The 18302-nt window shown below is 63.8% G+C and carries 15 protein-coding genes, 1 other RNA gene and 1 pseudogene; 4 read left to right on the top strand and 13 right to left on the bottom strand.

The window, feature by feature from the left end; all coding sequences use genetic code 11:
- From AC1DS3_RS30675 to gyrA, 13 genes and pseudogenes are all read right to left on the bottom strand, one after another.
- The coding region (locus AC1DS3_RS30675; protein ID WP_477128607.1) for a UDP-glucose dehydrogenase family protein at positions 1 to 1324 on the bottom strand (1324 nt) is incomplete at its 3' end.
- A gap of 66 nt (positions 1325 to 1390) precedes the next feature.
- Positions 1391 to 2638 (bottom strand): lipopolysaccharide assembly protein LapB, encoded by a 1248-nt coding sequence (lapB, locus tag AC1DS3_RS30680; protein ID WP_477128608.1) that lies wholly within the window; start codon positions 2636 to 2638, stop codon positions 1391 to 1393.
- 3 nt (positions 2639 to 2641) lie between these two features.
- Positions 2642 to 2971 (bottom strand): lipopolysaccharide assembly protein LapA domain-containing protein, encoded by a 330-nt coding sequence (locus tag AC1DS3_RS30685; protein WP_183032076.1) that lies wholly within the window; start codon positions 2969 to 2971, stop codon positions 2642 to 2644.
- Positions 2972 to 3176: 205 nt separating this feature from the next.
- Positions 3177 to 3674: an integration host factor subunit beta gene (locus AC1DS3_RS30690; protein ID WP_441640759.1), complete on the bottom strand. Its 498-nt coding sequence runs from the start codon at positions 3672 to 3674 to the stop codon at positions 3177 to 3179.
- Positions 3675 to 3706: 32 nt separating this feature from the next.
- Positions 3707 to 5401 (bottom strand): 30S ribosomal protein S1, encoded by a 1695-nt coding sequence (rpsA, locus tag AC1DS3_RS30695; RefSeq protein ID WP_477128609.1) that lies wholly within the window; start codon positions 5399 to 5401, stop codon positions 3707 to 3709.
- A 151-nt stretch (positions 5402 to 5552) separates the two neighbouring features.
- The gene (cmk, locus tag AC1DS3_RS30700; protein WP_183032074.1) at positions 5553 to 6215 is read right to left on the bottom strand and encodes a (d)CMP kinase; all 663 of its coding nucleotides are present in this window, start codon (positions 6213 to 6215) and stop codon (positions 5553 to 5555) included.
- Positions 6216 to 6252: 37 nt separating this feature from the next.
- The gene (gene aroA / locus AC1DS3_RS30705; protein WP_477128610.1) at positions 6253 to 7530 is read right to left on the bottom strand and encodes a 3-phosphoshikimate 1-carboxyvinyltransferase; all 1278 of its coding nucleotides are present in this window, start codon (positions 7528 to 7530) and stop codon (positions 6253 to 6255) included.
- A gap of 93 nt (positions 7531 to 7623) precedes the next feature.
- A complete protein-coding gene (locus tag AC1DS3_RS30710) occupies positions 7624 to 8532 on the bottom strand; it encodes a prephenate dehydrogenase (RefSeq protein ID WP_441640756.1) in 909 nt (302 codons plus the stop codon).
- Between the two features lie 140 nt (positions 8533 to 8672).
- Positions 8673 to 9788, bottom strand: coding sequence for a histidinol-phosphate transaminase (gene hisC, locus AC1DS3_RS30715; RefSeq protein ID WP_441640771.1), 1116 nt, complete (start codon positions 9786 to 9788; stop codon positions 8673 to 8675).
- A gap of 9 nt (positions 9789 to 9797) precedes the next feature.
- Positions 9798 to 10700, bottom strand: a pseudogene (pheA, locus tag AC1DS3_RS30720) (chorismate mutase); the annotation flags it as partial.
- Positions 10701 to 10808: 108 nt separating this feature from the next.
- Positions 10809 to 11969: a 3-phosphoserine/phosphohydroxythreonine transaminase gene (gene serC, locus AC1DS3_RS30725; RefSeq protein ID WP_441640754.1), complete on the bottom strand. Its 1161-nt coding sequence runs from the start codon at positions 11967 to 11969 to the stop codon at positions 10809 to 10811.
- Positions 11970 to 12091: 122 nt separating this feature from the next.
- The gene (locus tag AC1DS3_RS30730) at positions 12092 to 12655 is read right to left on the bottom strand and encodes a DUF2059 domain-containing protein (RefSeq protein ID WP_441640753.1); all 564 of its coding nucleotides are present in this window, start codon (positions 12653 to 12655) and stop codon (positions 12092 to 12094) included.
- Positions 12656 to 12736: 81 nt separating this feature from the next.
- Positions 12737 to 15451: a DNA gyrase subunit A gene (gene gyrA / locus AC1DS3_RS30735; protein ID WP_477128611.1), complete on the bottom strand. Its 2715-nt coding sequence runs from the start codon at positions 15449 to 15451 to the stop codon at positions 12737 to 12739.
- A 458-nt stretch (positions 15452 to 15909) separates the two neighbouring features.
- Here gyrA and ompA point away from each other — a divergent pair, with 458 nt between their 5' ends.
- The 4 genes from ompA to ssrA form a co-directional block, all read left to right on the top strand.
- On the top strand, positions 15910 to 16569 hold the full coding sequence (gene ompA, locus AC1DS3_RS30740) for an outer membrane protein OmpA (protein WP_441640751.1): 660 nt from the start codon (positions 15910 to 15912) through the stop codon (positions 16567 to 16569).
- Between the two features lie 111 nt (positions 16570 to 16680).
- The gene (gene ubiG, locus AC1DS3_RS30745; RefSeq protein ID WP_441640750.1) at positions 16681 to 17430 is read left to right on the top strand and encodes a bifunctional 2-polyprenyl-6-hydroxyphenol methylase/3-demethylubiquinol 3-O-methyltransferase UbiG; all 750 of its coding nucleotides are present in this window, start codon (positions 16681 to 16683) and stop codon (positions 17428 to 17430) included.
- Positions 17431 to 17432: 2 nt separating this feature from the next.
- Positions 17433 to 18104, top strand: a complete 672-nt coding sequence (gene gph, locus AC1DS3_RS30750; RefSeq protein WP_441640749.1) for a phosphoglycolate phosphatase — start codon at positions 17433 to 17435, stop codon at positions 18102 to 18104.
- A gap of 88 nt (positions 18105 to 18192) precedes the next feature.
- Positions 18193 to 18302: a transfer-messenger RNA gene (ssrA, locus tag AC1DS3_RS30755) on the top strand; the annotation flags it as partial.

Consider the following 18302-nt stretch of genomic DNA (forward strand, 5'->3'; position numbering starts at 1 on the left):
CCTGCATGGCTTCGGGCTCGTACAGATTGCGTCCGTCGAAGATGACGGGAGCCTTCAGGCGGCGCTTGATCTGGTTGAAATCCGGGCTGCGGAACACCTTCCATTCTGTGACGATGACCAGGGCATCGGCACCGTCGAGCGTGTCCATCTGCGCGTCGCTGAAATGCACGCGTGCAAAACCACCGTCGATGTGTGCGAGATCGAGGGCCAGCGCATGCTTGGCCTCGGCCATCGAGATCGGATCATGCACGTGCAGCGAGGCGCCGCGCGACACCAGCGCTTGCGCCAGCACCCGCGACGGCGCTTCGCGCATGTCGTCGGTATTGGGCTTGAATGCCAAGCCCCAGATCGCAAAGGTGCGCCCGGTGAGATCCTCGCCGAAGCGGCGCACGACCTTGTCGGCCAGCACCTGCTTTTGCGCGTCGTTGACCGCTTCCACCGCTTCCAGCACGCGCATGGGCTTGCCATGCGCGCTGGCGGTGCGCATCAGCGCCTGCACATCCTTGGGGAAACACGAGCCGCCGTAGCCAGCACCGGCGTACAGGAAACTATAGCCGATGCGCGGATCGGAACCGATGCCCATGCGGACCAGCTCGATATCGGCACCGACTTCATCGGCCAGGTTCGCCAGCTCGTTCATGAACGAGATGCGCGTGGCCAACATCGAGTTGGCCGCGTATTTGGTGAACTCGGCCGAGCGCACGTCCATATAGAACGTACGCTCGTGATTGCGGTTGAAGGGCGCGTAGAGCTGGCGCATGATCGCCTTGGCATGCCGGCCTGCCACGTCGGCGTTGCAGCCCAGCACGATACGGTCGGGACGCATGAAGTCCTCCACCGCGGCGCCTTCCTTCAGGAATTCCGGATTAGAGACCACCGAGAACTGCAGGTCCTCGAGGCCGCGCGCGGCCAGCTCTTCACGAATGGCTTCGGCGACACGATCGCCGGTGCCGACCGGCACGGTGGACTTGTCCACCACCACCTTGAAGCCGGTCATGTACTTGCCGATATTGCGGGCAGCCGCCAGTACATATTGCAGGTCGGCAGAGCCATCCTCGTCGGGCGGCGTGCCGACGGCGATGAACTGCACATCGGCATGCTCCACGCTGGCCGCCACATCGGTGGAAAACGTCAGCCGGCCAGCCTCGCGATTACGCTGGATCAGCTCTTTCAAGCCCGGTTCATAGATTGGCACGCCGCCGGCATTGAGCATCGCGATCTTGCGTTCGTCGACGTCCAGGCAGAACACATCGTTGCCCAGTTCGGCCAGGCAGGCCCCGGTCACTAGACCGACGTAGCCGCTGCCGATAATGGTGACTTTCATAACTTGTACTCCAGATAGGGATTGGCGTGCGACGCTAAAGCAACAACATCGACATCGGCGCCAGCATCAGCCGAGCGCCTCGGAACGGCGCGGTGCGTAGGTTTCCCAGCGGTTGCAGCCAGGGCACTGCCAATAGAACAACCGGGCGCGGAAACCGCACTCGCGGCAGGTATAGCGCGCCAGGTTACGTGTGCGGTGCTGCAGCAGGTCGCGAATCGCCGACACCTCCTGCTCATGTTCGATATCTTGGGCGGAGCCCGCCGGATCGCCATCAGCCGCGTCAGCCACATCGGCCGCATCGGCCGTGACAGCCACGCTGGCTTGCGCAACCTCGGCGGCCTGCGCCTCAAAATACTTGGTCAAGGCCTGCAACGACGGCTGCCGGCGCAATTGCTCGCGCATCAGCACGGCCGCGGCATGCGCGCCATGCTGTTCCAGCTCGGCGCGATAGGCACTATCGAGCAACTCGGCAGCCAGGTTCGTCTTCAGCAGGCCGCGCAGCCACTCCAGCGCCCGGCCATTGTCGCCGAGCTGGCGGTACGCCTTGACCACGCGATCCGCCACCAGCGGCAGGTAAGACGCATCCTGCTTCTCGATGCCCAGCCAGTGGCCAAGCGCGCCTTGCGCGTCGCCCGCGGCCATGGCCACATCGCCCAGCAGCATCGGCGCACGCACATTGGCGGGGTTTTCCTTGGCGGCCTGCTGCAGCCAGCCGATGGCGTCATCGGGCTGCTTGCGCTGCAGCGCGTCCTGCGCCAGTTCGCAGCAGAACTGCGCGATCTGCACACTGTAGTCCTTCTGCTCCAGCGGCTGCAGCTCGCGTGCCGCGTCGATGGCTTTCTTCCACTCTTTCTCGACTTCGTAGAGCTCCAGAAGCACATGCTTGGCCGGGGCCGCATACGGCCCTGACATCAGCCGGCGCAGCGATTCCTCCGCGCGGTCAAGCAGGCCGGCGCGCAGGAAATCCTGGCCCAGTTCATAAAGCGCGTGCTCGCGCTCGGCATCGGGAAGATCCTGGCGGCTAGCCAGGTTCTGGTGCACGCGGATGGCGCGTTCGGTTTCACCACGCCGGCGGAACAAAGCGCCGAGTGCAAAGTGCAGCTCTGTGGTCTCGGGGTCCAGGCGCACCACCTCGATAAACGCGTCGATGGCTTGGTCGGGCTGCTCGTTGAGCAGGAAATTCAKCCCCTTGAAATAGGAGCGCGGCAGCGCGCCCTGCTCGCTCATCAGCTGGCGCGCATCGAAGCGGGCAGCCATCCAGCCGAGGCCGAAGATGAGCGGCAGCGCCAGCAGCCACCAGGTTTCAAAAATCATGGGTCAGACTTTCGGGCCAACTACGTTGTAAGGAATGCCGGAACCTGCCGCGGCCTGTGGGTCGCGCGCACTTTCCGCCGACTGGCTGCGCGCCTCGCCCAGCGCACGCCGCAGCCGGCCCGCCTCCATGCGCTGTCGCATCAGCACAGGCGCCAGCGCGGCGAGCGCGGCGAGGATGCCCAGCCCGAACGCGGCCAGCAAGATCAGGATCAGCGGCGCGCGCCATACGGCATCAAAAAAGAGCTGCAGCGAGACGTCGGCGGTATTGCGCAGCGCCAGCACGAACAGCAGCGCGAACAGGACGATGCGTATGATCCAGGCGACAAGTTTCATGCGGGCTTCATGCGGCAGATGGGATGAATCGGACTCCGGTGATGCGGACGCCGGCGGGCGGCGCCCCCTCGGTGGATTCCCGGCATTGTAGCGGAATCGCCTCGCGCCAACGGTAACGTCTTGTATGCTCGCACAATGAAAAAGCGCCCCGATAAGGGGCGCTTTTTTGACTATCCAGGCACATCACGAGCCAGACGCAGCGGATTCAGGACTGGGCCAGCTTCAGCCCGCCATCATCATGCAAGGCGTTGCCGGCAGCGGCTGCCGGCTTCGCCTGGCCAGGCGCGGTCACATGACCCGCACCAGCGGCAGCGCCATGGCCATTACTGCCACCATGGGTGCTGCCATTCGCATTGCCGTTGCCAACGTGACTTCCGTTGGCATTGGCGCCAGTGCCGCCGCTTCCTGCCTGCGGYAGCGCCGGGCTGCGATCGACTCGTTCACGCAACTCCTTGCCCGCCTTGAAGTGCGGCACCCGTTTCTCGGGCACCAGCACACGTTCGCCGGACTTGGGGTTGCGTCCCACGCGCGGCGGACGCCGGTTCAGACCAAAACTGCCGAATCCGCGAATCTCGATGCGGTGGCCATCAGCCAGCGCTTCGGACATTGCGTCGAGGATCGTCTTCACCGAGATGTCCGCATCCCGCAGCAACAGCTGCGGGAACCGGGCAGCCAGTTTTTCGACAAGCTCGGACTTGGTCATGGGCATCCGCTAGCAGGCGTAAGAACCAATGCTTACTGGTTGTCCTGGCCGAGCTTGGCCTTCAGCAGCGCGCCCAGGTTGGTCGTGCCAGCCGTGCCGGTGTCGGCAGCGAACTTTTGCATGGCTTCTTGCTGCTCGACGTTGTCCTTGGCCTTGATCGACAGGTTGATGTTGCGCGACTTGCGGTCGACGTTCACCACCAGGGCGGTGATTTGTTCGCCTTMCTTCAGCACGTTGCGAGCATCTTCCACGCGGTCAGCCGAGATTTCGGATGCGCGCAGGTAGCCTTCGACGTCATCAGCCAGTTGCACGACAGCGCCCTTGGCATCAACAGTCTTGATCGTGCCGTTGACCAGGGAACCCTTGTCGTTAGCCGAGATGAAGTTGTTGAACGGGTCGCCCGACAGCTGCTTGATACCCAGCGAGATGCGTTCCTTGTCGACGTCGATGCCCAGAACCACGGCTTCCACTTCGTCGCCCTTCTTGTACTTGCGCACGGCTTCTTCGCCGGTTTCTTGCCAGGACAGGTCGGACAGGTGCACCAGGCCGTCGATGCCACCGGGCAGGCCGATGAACACGCCGAAGTCGGTGATCGACTTGATCTGGCCGCCCAGCTTGTCGCCCTTCTTGTGGTTACGGCTGAAATCGTCCCACGGATTGGCCTTGCATTGCTTCATGCCCAGGCTGATACGACGCTTGTCTTCGTCGATATCCAGGACCATGACTTCGACTTCGTCGCCCAGCTGGACAACCTTCGACGGAGCGACGTTCTTGTTGGTCCAGTCCATTTCGGAAACGTGGACCAGGCCTTCGATGCCGGCTTCGATTTCAACGAATGCGCCGTAGTCGGTCAGGTTGGTCACCTTGCCGAACAGGCGGGTGCTTTGCGGGTAACGACGCGAGATGCCGACCCACGGATCTTCGCCCAGTTGCTTCACGCCCAGCGAGACGCGGTTCTTCTCTTGGTCGAACTTGAGGATCTTGGCGGTGATTTCCTGGCCAACCGACAGCACTTCGCTCGGGTGACGCACACGACGCCATGCCAGGTCGGTGATGTGCAGCAGGCCGTCGATGCCACCCAGGTCCACGAATGCGCCGTAGTCCGTGATGTTCTTGACGATACCGTTGACGATGGCGCCTTCCTTCAGGGTTTCCATCAGCTTCTGGCGCTCTTCGCCCAGGGTCGCTTCCACAACGGCGCGGCGCGACAGCACCACGTTGTTGCGCTTGCGGTCCAGCTTGATGACCTTGAATTCCAGGGTCTTGCCTTCGTACGGCGTGGTGTCCTTGATCGGACGCACGTCGACCAGCGAGCCCGGCAGGAACGCGCGGATGCCGTTGACCATGACGGTCAGGCCGCCCTTGACCTTGCCCGTGACCGTGCCCGAGATGATTTCGCCGTCTTCCAGCGCCTTCTCGAGGTTCAGCCACGATGCCAGGCGCTTGGCCTTGTCGCGGGAGAGGATGGTGTCGCCATAGCCGTTCTCGAGCGCGTCGATGGCCACGGAGACGTAGTCGCCGGCCTGCACTTCGAGTTCGCCCTGGTCGTTCAGGAACTCCTCCACCGGCACAAAGGCTTCCGATTTGAGGCCGGCGTTGACGACCACGAAATTGTGGTCGATGCGCACGACTTCAGCGGAAATCACTTCGCCAGCCTTCATATTGGAGCGGGCGACGGATTCCTCGAACAGTGCGGCAAAGGATTCGTTAGTTTGCAGGTCGGACATAAACTTGAGTATCAATCCGCAGTACTCGGGCCGGCGCGTGGATCGCGCTCAGTCTGCACCGGGCAGCGGGGTCAGGTTGAACAACACCGGCGGATCTGCGCTTGCAGGCTCTGCCGGCACTTCGGTGTTGCGGCGGCTGGACTGRCGCGGGTCAGGAACCCGGCGCGCCATACCATTGCAGCACCTGCGCCACCGCCTGATCCACCGTCATGTCGGAGGTATCGAGCAAGTGCGCATCCTCTGCGGGACGCAGCGGCGCGGCCGCGCGGGAGCGATCCCGCTGGTCGCGCGACTCAAGGTCTCGCAAAAGGTCTTCGATATTAGCAGAAATTCCCTTATCAATCAATTGTTTATAGCGCCTGCGAGCGCGCGCCTCGACACTTGCCGTCAGGAACACCTTCAGCCGGGCGTCCGGGAAAATCACGGTGCCCATGTCGCGGCCGTCGGCAACCAGGCCCGGCAGCTTGCGAAAACCGCGCTGCAGCGCCGTCAGGGCGTCGCGCACCGGCTGGTGGACGGCGATCGCAGAAGCACGGTTGCCGGTGGCTTCCGCGCGGATGGCCAGGCTGACCTCCTCGCCGCGCAGCCAGACACGGTCGGGCCCGAACTTCACATCGAGGCGGGTAGCCAGGCTGGCCAACCCCTCCACATCCTGCATGTCGATGCCCGCACGCTCGCTGGCGAGCGCCACCAGGCGGTACAACGCACCGCTGTCCAGTAAATGGAAGCTGAGCGCGTCGGCCACCTTGTGCGCTACGGTGCCCTTCCCCGATGCGGTGGGCCCGTCGATGGTGATGACGTCGACGATAGTCATTGTTTATTAAGACAGAACAAAATATTGATTTCTTAAATCAATTGAGAATCATTAGCACACAGCCAGGCTCGTTGATGCGCACCGGCAGCGGACCGAACGCGGCCAGCGAAAAGCACATTGCCATGCGGTGGTCATCGTAAGTATCGATGCCGGCGGCCGGGGTCTGCCAGGCGGATTGGGCCGGCGGCGTCACCTTCAGGTAATCCGCACCCTCCTCCACCTCGACGCCCAGCTTGCGCAACTCGGTAGCCATGGCGCTGATGCGGTCGGTTTCCTTGACCCGCCAGCTGGCGATATTGGTCAGCGTGGTGGGCCCCTCGGCGAACAGGGCCGCCACCGCCAGGGTCATGGCAGCGTCCGGAATATGGTTGCAGTCCAGCTCGATGCCATGCAAGCGGCCATCKTCGCGCTCGGTGCCGCGGACCTCGATCCAGTTGGCGCCGGCCATCACGTTGGCGCCCATGCGGTTAAGCGCCTCGGCAAACTTGACGTCGCCCTGGATGCTGGCCATGCCCACGCCCTCCACCCGCAGCGGGCCGCCGCCGATGGCGCCCGCAGCCAGGAAGTAGGAGGCCGAGGACGCGTCGCCCTCGACAAAAATCTCGCCCGGCGAGCGGTATGCCGCGCGAGCCGGCAGGATGAAGCGTGACCAGCCCTCGCGCCGGATCTCGATGCCAAAGCGCGCCAGCAGGTTGAGCGTGATCTCCACGTAGGGCTTGGAAATCAGCTCGCCCACCACTTCGATCTCGATGGTGTCGCCAGGCGCATCGGCCAGCGGCAAGGCCATCAGCAGCGCCGTCAGGAACTGGCTGGACACGTCGCCGCGCACGCGGATCGGCGCATCGATGCGAATCCGCGCGGGAGAAATCTGCAAGGGCGGATAGCCCTCGGTGCCAAGGTAGGCGACGCTCGCGCCAATCTGGCGCAGACCATCGACCAGATCGCCGATCGGCCGCTCATGCATGCGCGGCACGCCGGACAGCTTGTAGCTTCCGCCCTGCAGCGCCAGTGCCGCGGTCAGCGGGCGGATGGCCGTGCCCGCATTGCCCATGAACAGCTCGGCGGCCTTATTGGGGAATTTGCCGCCCACGCCGCGCACCACGCAAGCGCCATCCTCATGGCGCCATTCCACGCCCAGCGTACGCAGCGCCTGCAGCATCACGCGCGTGTCGTCCGAGTCGAGCAGGTCGCACACGCGGGTCTCGCCCTCGGCCAGCGCCGCCAGCAACAGGACCCGGTTCGAGATGCTCTTGGAACCCGGCAGGCGAACCGTGCCAGAAGCGCGAGTGAAGGGGCCGAGCGTGAGATGTTCCATGGTTTGCATGCTAGTTGGCGGGCAGCTTTCGATGAAAGGCGCACCGCTTTCGTTGGTGACGTGGCGTTCGTGTTGCGCCGGGTTGCGCGGCGATCAGGGCTCGGCGTTGACAGCCGGCGCGCGCTGCGCGCCCCATTGCTGCCGCACCTGGCTAGCGCGCTGGAAAATACGCTCCAGGCCTTCGCCGTTGCTGTTTTCGATCAGGGTCTTCAGATGCGCCAGCATGGCCTGGTAGGTGTTGAGCTCGCTCAACATCGCCTCGCGGTTGCCAACGCAGATATCGCGCCACATCTCCGGCGACGACGCCGCGATCCGGGTGAAATCCCGGAAGCCGCCGCCGGCGAAATCGAGCTTGAGCGCCGCGTCTTCGGCATTGGCCACCTGGGCCACCAGCGCATAGGACAGCAGGTGCGGCAAATGGCTGACGGCGGCAAATACGGCATCGTGCTGCACGGCCGACATCACGCTGCACTGGGCGCCCGCGGTCTCCCACATGGCGCGCACGGCCACTACATCAATGCGGGAATTTTCCTGCAGCGGGCACAGCACGACTTTCTTGCCAACATAGAGATCGTCCAGCGCCGCTTCCACGCCATGCAGCTCGCGCCCGGCAATTGGATGGGCTGGCACGAACTGGGCCGCCTTGTCGCCCAGCGCAGTCTTGGCCGCCATGATGACGTCGGCCTTGGTGCTGCCGGCATCCGTGATGATCGTAGCTGGCTCCAGATGCGGCTCAAGTGCATGGAGCAGCGCAAAGGTCTGCGCCACCGGCGCGCACAGCACGATCATGCTGGCGCCCTTGGCGGCGTCTTCCAGCGTGGCCGCCTCGTCGATCACCCCCAGCTTGAGCGCACGCTCGAGCGAAGCTTGCGAGCGGCCGACGCCGACCACCGTGCCGACCGCACCCGCGCGCTTGAGCGCGAGTGCCAGCGAGCCGCCGATCAGGCCGACGCCGACAATGACGACACGGGGAAAAAATGGAGCGGACGCAGGAACGGTCACGGGGATACGCTGCCAGGCGAGGAAGTTCGGGAATCCGATATTGTAACTTCTCCGCCGGGGGGCGGCGCCGGCATTGCGCCTTTGCGCAAGCTTGCATGGCGCCGGCCCGCGAAGGGCCGGGGCATTGCTTGCAGCAGCGCTTACTTGAGGGCCTTTTCCAGCGCCACGATAAACGCCGCGTTTTCCTCAGGCAGGCCGATAGTGATGCGCAGCCATTGCGGCAGGTTGTAATTGCCCACCGGCCGCACGATCACGCCCTGCTTGAGCAGCGCCAGGTTGACGCGCGCGCCGGCGCCATCGTCCTGGCCCACGCGCACCAGCACGAAATTGCCCGAGGACGGCACGTACTGCAGGCCGAGCCGCTCGAACGCCGCCACCAGTTGCGCCTTGCCGGCACGGTTTAGCTCGGCGCTACGCTGCAGGAAGGCCACATCGCCCAGCGCCGCCACTGCCGCTGCCTGGGCCAGGCTGTTGACATTGAAGGGCTGGCGGATGCGGTTGAGCAGATCGGTCAGCGCGGGCTGCGCCACGGCGTAGCCAATGCGMAGCCCGGCCAGGCCGTAGGCCTTGGAGAAGGTGCGAGATACCAGCAGGTTGGGATACTTGCGGACCCACGCGATCGAATCGTACTGCTGCGCGTCGTCCAGGTATTCGTTGTAGGCCTCGTCCAGCACCACCACGACATCGGCCGGCACCTTGGCCAGGAAGGCCTCGATCCCTGCGGCCGGCAGGAAGGTGCCGGTCGGGTTGTTGGGGTTGGCGATAAAGACCAGGCGCGTGTCCAGAGCGATGGCCGCGGCCATGGCGTCGAGATCGTGGCCGTAGTCGTGCGCCCTGACCTCGAGGGCGCGTGCGCCGACTTCCTGCGTGGCCAGCGCGTACACCGCGAAAGAGTGCTCGGCATAGACGATCGACTCGCCCGGCTTGACCAGCGCATGCGCCGCGATTTCCAGGATGTCGTTGCTGCCGTTGCCCAACGTGAGCCAGTCGGCCGGCACGTCGAAGCGGGCCGACAGCGCGCCCTTCAAAGCGAAGCCATTTGCGTCCGGATAACGGCCCAGGTCAGCCACGGCGGCAGCGATGGCGGTCCGGGCCGATTCGGGCATGCCGAGCGGATTCTCGTTCGACGCCAGCTTGACGATGGTGGACTCGTCCAGGCCAAACTCGCGCGCCACTTCGGAAATCGGCTTGCCAGCCACGTACGGGGAAATCGCCCGCACATACTCGGGACCGAACTGCTTGCCCTGCTCTGCCATGTTCATTCGGATCATCGAGGTCTGGTCGCTGCCGGAGGGCTCGGTCTCGTAGCGGCCGATCACGGCGAAGCGCGTGCGGTTGTGCGGATCATCCTGGATGTGCGTGCGCACCAGATGCAGGTGGTAGCGATTGGCCGCCGACTCGCCGGCGATGGCCGCAACAGTGGGATCCTCGCTGGCCATGCGTGCCGCTTCCGCATTGCTCGACACCGCCTGGCGCTCCAGGTGCGGGTAGTTGGCCGTGAGCCAGTGCTGGCACTGCGCCAGCGCCTGCGCGTGCGCGCGCACCACGGTCACGCCCTTCATATCGGGCGACGACGCCATCAGGTTGTGGTGCACCTTCAGCGCGATCTCGCCACTGATCTTCAGCGAGGTCTGCAGGAACAGGTCCAGCGTGCGCGAGACCGCGCCCTCGGTGGAATTCTCCACCGGCACCACGCCGTACTCAACAGTACCGGCTTCCACCGCGCGGAACACCTCGTCAATGCTGGGGCAGGGTACGCCGCTGACTTCGTGGCCAAAGTGCGCGTACAGCGCCTGCTCGGAGAAGGTGCCCGCCGGGCCGAGGAAGGCCACCTCGAGCGGCTTCTCCAGCCCGCGGCAGGCCGACATCACTTCACGCCAGATTGCCGCCACGCTGTCGTCTAGCAGGGGGCCGGGGTTGGCCCCCTGCACCTTGCGAATGACCTGCAGCTCGCGCTCGGGACGGAACACCGGCGCGCCGTACTTCTTCTTGACCTCGCCCACATCGAGGGCGAGTTGCGCGCGGCGGTTCAGCATCGCCAGCAGTTCGCGGTCGAGCGTGTCGATCTGCTCGCGCAGCGGCGTCAGCTCGACGCCCAGCGCCTTTTCGGCCGCGCCATTGTCCTGCAGCGCCTCCCCCTGCGCACCTTGCTTGTCTTGATTTGTCATTGTATGAATCCGCTACGCCACACCATTGCGCAGTGCCAACGGCAGTGGAAATGGCCCTGGAAAAAAACCGAATCGGCACCGCCAAACGATGCCGCGGCGAACAAAGGATCAGGCCGCGGTCCGCTCGAACTCGCGCATGTACTCGATCAGGGCGGCAACGCCCTCGATCGGCATGGCGTTGTAGAGGCTGGCGCGCATGCCGCCGACCGACTTATGGCCCTTCAACTGCACCAGGCCATTGGCGCGCGCACCTGCCAGGAAGGCGTCGTTGCGGGATTCGTCGGCCAGGAAGAACGGCACGTTCATGCGCGAGCGGCTGCCAGGATCGATCTCGTTGCGGTAGAACGCGCTCTGGTCGAGGAACTCGTACAGCGCGTGCGACTTGGCGATATTGCGTTGCTCGATGGCGCCTACCCCACCCTGCGCCTTGAGCCACTTGAAGACCAGCCCGGCGATATAGATCGAATAGGTCGGCGGCGTGTTGTACATCGAGTCATGCTCGGCCACCAGGCGCCAGTTGAAGGCGGACGGGCACAGGGGATGCGCATGGCCCAGCAGGTCTTCGCGCACGATCACGATGGTCAGGCCAGCCGGCCCGATGTTCTTTTGCGCGCCGCCGTAGGCTACCTGCACGCGCGACCAGTCAACCGGGCGCGACAGGATGTGGCTGGAGACGTCGGCGACCACGACCGGCCCGCCGTCGCGGTGCTGGCCGATGTCGGGCACGTCCTGGAACTCCACGCCAACGATGGTTTCGTTGGTGCACAGGTGCACGTAGGCAGCATCGTCCGACAGCTTCCAGTCAGCCACATCCGGGATGCGGGCGAACTTTTGCGCGGTGCTGGTGGCAGCGATATTCACCTCGCCGTAGCGGCGCGCTTCCTGCTCGGACTTGACTGACCAGGTGCCGGTGACGACGAAATCCGCCTTGGGACGATCCGCGTCCACGCGGCGTATCAGGTTCAGCGGCACGATGCCGTTCTCGCCGATGGCACCGCCCTGCAGGAACAAGATGCGGAAGTTCTTCGGCACCTGCAGCAGCTCGCGCAGATTGGCCAGCGCCTCGGCCTGGATGCTCTCGAACTCGCGGCTGCGGTGGCTCATTTCCATCACCGAGACGCCGGATCCGTGCCATGACAGCATCTCGTCGGCTGCCTGCAGCAGCACTTCGGTCGGCAGGGCCGCCGGGCCGGGCGAGAAGTTATAGACACGCTCTGCCACGGCGCGCTGCATCATGGCGGCAAGTGCTGGATTCTGGGGTTCGTTCATGGATCGGGATGGAAATGAAAAATGGCTGCCGGTATTACCCAAGCAGCCATTATCCATCAAACCCGCGCCAGATTGGGGCGGCGAGGACAGCGCCCCGCCCGCCCAGCCTGCCCGCCGGCGAATTACTTCGCCGCGGCGGCGATTTCCTTCTCGGCGGCGTCGCGCATCGACTTGCCGACTTGCGGGCCGTACTTTTGCATCATCGAGCCCCAGATTTCCTGGGTCGCCTTGCCTTGGTTAGCCATGAACTTCTGCCCGGTCGGCGACTTCAGGAACGTGGTCAGGTCCTTGATTTCCTGGGCGCTGTAGTACTTGCCGAAGGCGTCGTAGTGGGCCTTCATGGCATCGCTCTTGAAGCCATCGGTGGTGAACGCCGTGCCGGCGCCATCGACCATGCGCTGCACCGCGCCATTCTTCTTGAGCTTCTCGACAGCAGCCTGCTTTTGCTTGTCGTTGAGCGTCTTGTTCTCGACCAGCACCTGCTCCAGGACCATGGGCGCTTCCTGCTTGGCGCCTTGCTGCCAGTTCTCGGCCTGGCCCTTGACGGCCTGGTCGGCTTGCATCACGGTCAGCAGTTCCTTGATGGCAGAGGTCTTGTCGGCGTCCTGGGCATGCGCCGCGTTGGCCAACATCATGGCCGGTACGAAGGCAGCCAGAACAGCGATACGTCGATAGGTTTTGAGCATTGTGACTCCCTTGTAAATATGTCCGTTTTAGTCCCGCAGCCGGCAATCGAGTTCCGGATAACGGKTCAATGTTGCAACAACTTACGAATTTGACCCTGTATCAGGCGTGCCGGCACCGGTGCCGTCCTGCGCACCTGCCTGCTCACCGTCGGCAGCCGGAGCCGCCGCATCCACCGCGTCAGCCCCTTCTTCGAGTTCGTCGCCCGCCACACCGTTGTCGGCGTCGCTTTCGACGATTCGCTGCAGGCCGGACAGCTTGGTGCCCTCGTCCACGTTGATCAGGGTCAYGCCYTGCGTKGCRCGSCCCATCTCGCGGATTTCAGACACACGTGTACGGATCAGCACGCCGCCGGTCGTGATCAACATGATCTCGTCCTCCGGCGACACCAGCGCGGCAGCCACTACCCGGCCGTTGCGCTMGCTMGTCTGGATCGCAATCATGCCCTTGGTGCCACGACCGTGTMGAGTGTACTCGGCGATCGGGGTGCGCTTGCCGTAGCCGTTTTCGGTGGCGGTCAGCACACTGCCCACTGCGACGGCCTGCTCGCTGGTCTCGGCCGGGGCCACCAGCATGGCGATCACCGTCTGGCTTTCTTCCAGATTCATGCCGCGCACGCCGCGGGCCTGGCGGCCCATCGGACGCACGTCGTTTTCGTCAAAGCGCACGGCCTTGCCAGAATCCGAGAACAGCATCACGTCGTGCTGGCCGTCGGTGACGGCAGCGCCGATCAGGTAGTCGCCCTCATCGAGGTCGACAGCGATGATGCCGGCCTTGCGCGGGTTCGAGAACTCGGTCAGCGCCGTCTTCTTGACGGTGCCGCGCGCGGTGCTCATGAAGATGAAGTGCTCGGCGTCGAACTGGCGCACTGGCAGGATGACGTTGATCTTCTCGCCATCGGACAGCGGGAACATATTGACGATCGGCCTGCCGCGCGAGTTGCGAGACCCCTGCGGCACCTCGTACACCTTCAGCCAGTACAGCCGGCCGCGGTTCGAGAAGCACAGGATGTAGTCGTGCGTGTTGGCGACGAACAGCGTGTCGATCCAGTCGTCTTCCTTGGTGGTGGTCGCCAGCTTGCCGCGGCCGCCGCGCTTTTGTGCGCGGTACTCGGAAATCGGCTGGCTCTTCATATAGCCACTGTGCGACAGGGTCACCACCATGTCCTGCGGGGTGATCAGGTCCTCGGTATCGAGCTCGGTCGCGTTGAGCTCGATGTGCGAGCGGCGCAGGTCGCCGAACTCGGCGCGGATGGCGGTCAGCTCGTCGGTGATGATGGTGCTGATGCGCTCCGGGCGCGACAGGATGTCGAGCAGGTCGGAGATGACCGCCATGACATCGCGGTATTCCTGGACGATTTTGTCCTGCTCCAGGCCCGTGAGGCGCTGCAGGCGCATCTGCAGGATTTCCTGGGCTTGCGAGTCGGACAGGCGGTACAGCCCGTCGGCTTGCATGCCGAAGATGGCCGGCAGGCCGTCCGGGCGGTAGGACGCCCGGCCGCCCGCGGTGTCGCCTTCAGCGCGTGCCAGCATTTCGCGCACCAAGCTGGAATCCCAGGCCTTGGCCATCAGCCCTTGCTTGGCGATGGGGGGCGTGGGCGCCGCCTTGATGATCGCAATGAACTCATCGATGTTGGCGAGAGCCACCGCCAGGCCCTCCAGCACGTGGCCGCGCTCGCGCGCCTTGCGCAGCTCGAACACGGTACGGCGGGTGACGACCTCGCGCCGGTGCGACAGGAAGCAATCCAGCATCTGGCGCAGGTTCAGCAGGCGCGGCTGGCCATCGACCAGCGCCACCATGTTCATGCCGAAGGTGTCCTGCAGCTGGGTGTGCTTATATAGATTGTTAAGCACGACTTCCGGCACTTCGTTGCGCTTGAGCTCGATCACCACGCGCATGCCGGATTTGTCGGACTCGTCGCGGATATCGGAGATGCCCTCGACCTTCTTGTCCGTCACCAGCTCGGCGATGCGCTCGAGCAGGGTGCGCTTGTTKACCTGGTAGGGCAGCTCGTCGACGATGATCGCCTGGCGCTGGCCACGGTCGATATCCTCGAAGTGCGTCTTGGCGCGCATGACGACGCGGCCGCGTCCGGTGCGGTAGCCTTCGCGCACGCCCTGGATGCCATAGATAATGCCGGCGGTCGGGAAGTCCGGCGCCGGAATCAGCTCGATCAGCTCGTCAATCGTAGCTTGCGGATTACGCAGCAGATGCAGGCAGCCATCGACCACTTCGTTAAGGTTATGCGGCGGGATATTGGTGGCCATACCCACTGCGATACCCGACGAACCATTAATCAGCAGATTCGGAATGCGTGCCGGCAGAATCAGCGGCTCATGTTCGGAGCCGTCATAATTCGGCCCKAAATCGACAGTTTCCTTATCGATATCGAGCAGCATCTCGTGGGCAATCTTGGACAGGCGGATTTCGGTATAACGCATGGCTGCCGCGTTATCCCCGTCCACCGAACCGAAGTTACCCTGGCCATCGACCAGCATGTAGCGCAGCGAGAAATTCTGCGCCATCCGCACGATCGTATCGTATACAGCAGTGTCGCCGTGGGGGTGATACTTACCAATCACATCCCCTACGATACGGGCCGATTTCTTGTATGGCCGGTTCCAGTCGTTGTTAAGCTCATGCATCGCATAGAGCACACGCCGGTGTACCGGCTTCAAGCCATCCCGCACATCGGGAAGCGCGCGCCCGACGATCACGCTCATGGCGTAATCGAGATAGGAACGGCGCATTTCCTCTTCGAGGGAGACCGGAAGGGTTTCTTTGGCGAATTGATCCATTGCGGCGTGGGTTATCCGGCGAATTTAAACAGAAGGCACCCAGGTGAATCGCCATTCGCCGAAGCGGCGTCTGACAGGTGGGCAACGTGACATTCTAACATGCGCGGCTGCCCTCTCCCGCAGCCGCGGCGCCCCCCTTGGCAGGGGCTTCGGCAGCGCCCGGAAAGCACCCACAAGGCCGAGTCGAAAATCCTGCAAGCACGGCCTGACAAGGGTTTGCGGGCATCGCAAGGGCCATGTTGCACAAACACCACAGGCCTAAAACCCATTGATGGAATCGAATATATTTACTTCTTAGGAAACGACCCTTGTGGCACAATTCCCCAGCGAAGAGCCAGACATTGTTCGAAGTGGAGCATACACCGCATCGAGAATGTTATACTCCGAAGAATGTATGACTAGTTTCCGTCCATTTGCTCGCAGTAACCCTGCGGTGATCTCATCCTGAGAGGAGAAATATGAAAAAATTTGCCAAGCTCGCGCTCGTTGCAGCTACCGCAGTAATGGCTGCATCCGCTCAAGCCCAGTCCGTCCCCTACGAAAAGAAGGCTGTGAACGATAACTGGGGCAACGGTACGAGCGAGTACGTGTGGAAGAATGGCACGAACGAGCTCTGCTGGCGCGACAGCTCGTGGACCCCGGCCACCGCCAACGCCCTGTGCGACGGCGCCCTGGCTCCGGCGGTCGCTCCGGCTGCCCCCTCGGTGGCACCGGTTGCTCCTCCGGTTGTTTCCAGCGAAAAGGTCACTTTCGCTGCTGACACCCTGTTCGATTTCGACAAGGCTGTGCTGAAGCCGGAAGGCAAGGCCAAGCTGGACGACCTGAGCTCCAAGCTGTCGGGTATCACCCTGGAAGTGATTATCGCAGTTGGTCACACCGACTCGTTCGGTTCGGACAAGTACAACGATCGCCTGTCGATCCGTCGTGCTGAAGCCGTCAAGGCCTATCTGGTCAGCAAGGGCGTGGAAGCCAACCGTGTCTACACGGAAGGCAAGGGCAAGCGTCAGCTGAAGGTTGACCCGAAGTCGTGCAAGGGCAATCGCAAGGCACAAATCTCCTGCCAGCAGCCGAATCGTCGCGTGGAAGTCGAAGTGGTCGGCACCCGCAGCGCACGTTAATCGGAACCTTTCCGATGAAAGAAAGCCCAGCGCAAGCTGGGCTTTTTTTTTGATACAGTCGCAGCATACCCTCCGCCTTCACGCTGCCGCCCTGGTGGCGCGCCAAACTCCATGACGCAGATATCCTCCCCGCTCCATCCGACCGTTGAAACCACCTTGATCGGCAAGAACGCCGACGCGCGCGAAATCGACAAGTTCAGCGAGCTGGCCCATCGCTGGTGGGATCCGGAAAGCGAGTTCAAGCCGCTGCACGAGCTCAACCCCCTGCGGCTCGGCTGGATCGACGGCATCGCCAGCCTCAAGGGCAAGGACGTGGTCGACATCGGCTGCGGCGGCGGCATCCTGGCGGAGAGCATGGCGCGTACCGGCGCCACGGTGCGCGGCATCGACCTGTCCACCAAGGCACTGAAGGTCGCCGACCTGCACAGCCTGGAGTCCGGCGTGACCGTGACCTACGAAGAAATCGCCGCCGAAGCGCTGGCGGCGCGCATGCCCGCCAGCGTCGATGTGGTGACCTGCATGGAAATGCTGGAGCACGTGCCCGACCCGCAATCGATCCTGCGCGCCTGTGCCACGCTGGTACGCCCGGGCGGCCATGTGTTCTGCTCCACGATCAACCGCAACCTCAAGGCCTATCTGCTGGCCGTGGTCGGCGCCGAATACGTGCTCAAGATGCTGCCGCGCGGCACGCATGACTACGACAAGTTCATCACGCCGTCCGAACTTGCCCGCTACGCCCGCAACACCGGACTCGAGCTGGTCGAGATGCGCGGCATGACCTACAACCCGCTGACCCAGGTCTACTCGCTGGGCCGGGACACCGATGTGAACTATATGATGGCATTTCGCCGGCCCGCCTGAACATGCGCACCTACGACGCAGTCTTCTTTGATCTCGACGGCACGCTCGCCGACACCGCCCCCGACCTGGCCGCAGCCGCGAACCGGCTCGTCACCGAGCATGGCCGGCCGCCCGTGGACTACGAGAAACTCCGCCCGGTGGCCTCGCACGGCGCGCGCGGCCTGATTGGCGCCGCCTTCGGCAAGAGCCCGGCCGACCCTGAGTTCCCCGCCCTGCGCGACACCTTCCTCGATTACTACGAGGCCGACATCGCAGTGCATACTCGCCTGTTCGACGGCATGGCCGAGGTGCTGGACGCGCTGGAAACCGCCGGCATCCGGTGGGGTATCGTCACCAACAAGATCACGCGCTTCACCGCGCCGCTGGTCGCCGCCATCGGGCTGGCGCCGCGCGCCTCGGCCGTGGTTAGCGGCGACACCACGGCGCATGCCAAGCCCCATCCCGCGCCGCTGCTGCATGCCGCCGAAGTCAGCGGCGTGGCGCCCGGGCGCTGCGTGTACGTTGGCGATGACGTGCGCGATATCCAGGCCGGCAAGGCTGCCGGCATGATCACCATCACCGCTGCCTACGGCTACTGCGGCGATGGCGAACCGCCCGAGGCATGGGGCGCCGACTACCTGGTGCGCCATCCCAGCGAGCTGATCGCGCTGCTGGCCCCCGGCGCACGGCGCTGACGCGCGAGGCGGCACGGCAGGCATTTACACCTGGAGCCGCCAACGGGGTACAATCTGTCTTCTTGACACTGTTCACACAGTTCACGCAGGGGCCKACCTGGTTTCGACGTGGGTTACAAAGCAGTGGAGGGCATACCGAGGACCCGTCACCTCGTTAATCAATGGGAATGCAATAACTGCTAACGACGAACGTTACGC

It is taken from the genome of Cupriavidus sp. 01L46, assembly GCF_056399905.1.

Excerpts from the sequence above, each read along its gene's own strand:
- ubiG (WP_441640750.1), top strand. The coding sequence starts at position 16,681 with ATGACGCAGATATCCTCCCCGCTCCATCCGACCGTTGAAACCACCTTG.
- cmk (WP_183032074.1), bottom strand. The coding sequence starts at position 6,215 with ATGACTATCGTCGACGTCATCACCATCGACGGGCCCACCGCATCGGGG.
- AC1DS3_RS30685 (WP_183032076.1), bottom strand. The coding sequence starts at position 2,971 with ATGAAACTTGTCGCCTGGATCATACGCATCGTCCTGTTCGCGCTGCTG.
- ompA (WP_441640751.1), top strand. The coding sequence starts at position 15,910 with ATGAAAAAATTTGCCAAGCTCGCGCTCGTTGCAGCTACCGCAGTAATG.
- gph (WP_441640749.1), top strand. The coding sequence starts at position 17,433 with ATGCGCACCTACGACGCAGTCTTCTTTGATCTCGACGGCACGCTCGCC.
- serC (WP_441640754.1), bottom strand. The coding sequence starts at position 11,969 with ATGAACGAACCCCAGAATCCAGCACTTGCCGCCATGATGCAGCGCGCC.
- AC1DS3_RS30730 (WP_441640753.1), bottom strand. The coding sequence starts at position 12,655 with ATGCTCAAAACCTATCGACGTATCGCTGTTCTGGCTGCCTTCGTACCG.